This window comes from Streptomyces sp. FH025, from assembly GCF_017427025.1.
GTDB lineage: Bacteria > Actinomycetota > Actinomycetes > Streptomycetales > Streptomycetaceae > Kitasatospora.
The window spans coordinates 1-2233 of record NZ_JAFLNG010000969.1 but is presented as its reverse complement, the minus strand read 5'-3'; the positions used below and the strand labels follow the sequence as shown (position 1 = coordinate 2233).

The 2233-nt window shown below is 75.2% G+C and carries 3 protein-coding genes; all 3 read right to left on the bottom strand.

The window, feature by feature from the left end; all coding sequences use genetic code 11:
• Positions 1–1465, bottom strand: a 1465-nt coding sequence (locus tag J0670_RS36255; RefSeq protein WP_207816985.1) for a sensor histidine kinase KdpD, incomplete at its 3' end; no start/stop codon positions are given.
• Between the two features lie 263 nt (positions 1466–1728).
• A complete protein-coding gene (locus J0670_RS36250; protein WP_207816983.1) occupies positions 1729–1923 on the bottom strand; it encodes a Clp protease N-terminal domain-containing protein in 195 nt (64 codons plus the stop codon).
• Between the two features lie 3 nt (positions 1924–1926).
• Positions 1927–2163 carry an RNA polymerase subunit sigma-70 gene (locus tag J0670_RS36245; RefSeq protein ID WP_207816981.1) on the bottom strand — a complete coding sequence of 79 codons (237 nt, stop codon included), beginning with the start codon at positions 2161–2163 and terminating at the stop codon, positions 1927–1929.
• Positions 2164–2233: the final 70 nt, after the last annotated feature.

Below are 2233 nucleotides of genomic sequence, written 5' to 3'. Positions count from 1 at the left end.
CGGTGAGCGTGGAGGGCGCAGAGGGCACGGAGGGCGCGGAGGGCACGGGCGGCAGCGATGCGGGCGCCGGGCGCGCAGGGGCGAGCGCGGGGCGCACGGACTCCGCCACGGGCGCCTGGGCCGGGACGGACGCCGGAGCAGGCGCGGGCGCGGGCGCCACATGCGTGACCAGCTGCTGCGGGATCAGCATCACCACCCCCGTGCCACCGCGCGCCGACGGGCGGAAGGAGATCTGCAGCCCGTACTTGCGCGCCAGCACGCCGACCACGGCGAGACCCAGCCGGGTACCGGCGGAGAGCGTGGTCAGGTCGAGCGGCTCGGCGGAGACGGCCCGTTCGGCCCGGCGCAGCCAGCTGTCGCTCAGGCCCAACCCGCTGTCCTCGACGGTGACGGCCAGACCGGCCGACACCTCCTCGACGTAGACGTGCACCTCGGCCGGCGGGGCGGAGAAGTTGGTGGCGTTGTCCAGCAGTTCGGCCAGCGCGTGCATCACGCCCTCGGCCGCGAAGCCGACCACCGCGGCGGAGCTGGCGTTGTGCAGCCGCACCCGCTGGTAGGCGCCGATCCGGCCGAGCGCGCCGCGCAGCACCGACTCCACCGCGATCGGCTTGGCCCAGCGACGGCCCGAGCGGGCGCCGGTGAGCACCGCGATGCCGTCCGCCATCCGGCCCGCCTGGGCGGTCGAGTGGTCCAGCCGCAGCAGGTCGCCGAGGACCTCCTCGTCGTGACGGTGCTGCATCTCGCGCAGCTCGGCGTGCATGCTCGTGGCCAGCGCCTGCACCCGGCCGGCGGCGGTGGCGCAGACCGCGAGAGCGGCGGCCCGCAGCCGCTCGCCCCGGCCGATCTCCTCGCCGACGGCGCGCAGCAGCGCGTACTGGGGGTGCTTGCGGTGGGCGGACAGCGCACTGTCCACGGCAGCGCCCCCGCGCAGCTTCTTCACCACCTCGGGCAGCACACTCTCCGGGATGCGCTCCAGCTCGGCCCGCTCGGCGGCGGCCCGCTCCCGCTCGGCCTCGGCCTCGGCCCGCGCGGTGGCCAGCTGCTCCCGCAGCCGGGCCAGCTCGGCGTGCGCGGCGGTGACGTCCGCCTCGGCCCGGGCCTGCTCGGCGCGGGCGGCGTCCCGCTCGACGAGCGCGGCGCCGGCGCGCTCCCGGGCGGCGGTCTCGGCCTGCCGGGCGGTGCCGGCGGCGACCAGGGCGGCCCGGGTCTCCTCGTGCTGCGCGGCCAGCTCCTCGGCCAGCCGACGGGAGCGCTCGGTGTCGATCGCGGCCAGGCCGACCGCGATCAGCCAGAGCACCGTGACGGCGATCACCGCGACGGCGGTGAGCGGCTGGTGCGCGCCCAGGGCCCGGGTGACGCCGACCGGTGCGGCGACCAGCGCCAGCAGGACGGCGGCCGCCGTGAGGGCGACGGTGCGCGGCGCGGGGCGGCGCGGCGGACCGTCGGGGCTGGTGGCTTCTCTCATCGGTGCGGTCCTCGGCAACGTCGGCGGGCGGCGGCGCGGGCGGCGGGTCGACGGCGGTCGCCACCGCCGAACCGTCAGTCGGGCGTATACGAGACCGCCCGGCGACGTCGCGAAACGTCTCCGGGCGGCTGATCGGTTCACGCTTTCGGCCGATCATATCGATTCAGACATTGGCCTCAACCCGCTAGTTGACGGCCAATCTCCTTCATTCACGCCGAGTACACCGCGCGGCGACCTCGCCCACCCCCACCGGGCACCCCGGTTCAGGCGAGAGTCGCCTCCACCGCCCGCCGCACGGCCACCACATCGAGCCCGTGATCGGCGATCACCTTCGCCCCGAGGCCCTCCCCCGCCAGCAGCAGGTGCTCCGTTCCGATGTGGTCGTGCCGGAGCTCCCTCGCCTCCTGCTGCGCGGTGACCACCACCTGCCGTGCCGCGTCGGTGAAACGCTCGAACATCGCTCAGCCTCCGTCCTGGTCGCCTCGGGTACCGCGCTTCGCGTACTTCTTGTGCACCGCCTGCCTGGTCACCCCGAGGCAGACCGCGATGTCCTGCCAGGACCAGCCCTGGGACCGGGCGTTACCCACCTGGAGGCCCTCCAGACGGTCCGCCAGGTCGCGCAGGGCGCGGACCGCCCGGAGCCCCACGGCGGGGTCACGACTGCTCGCGGCGGCCGCGAGCTCTCCGCTCTCGCTCATGTCGTCAACTCTGGTTGACACTGGAGGGAATGTCAACCCTGGTTGACGGTAGCTGAGTTCAGCCGAACCG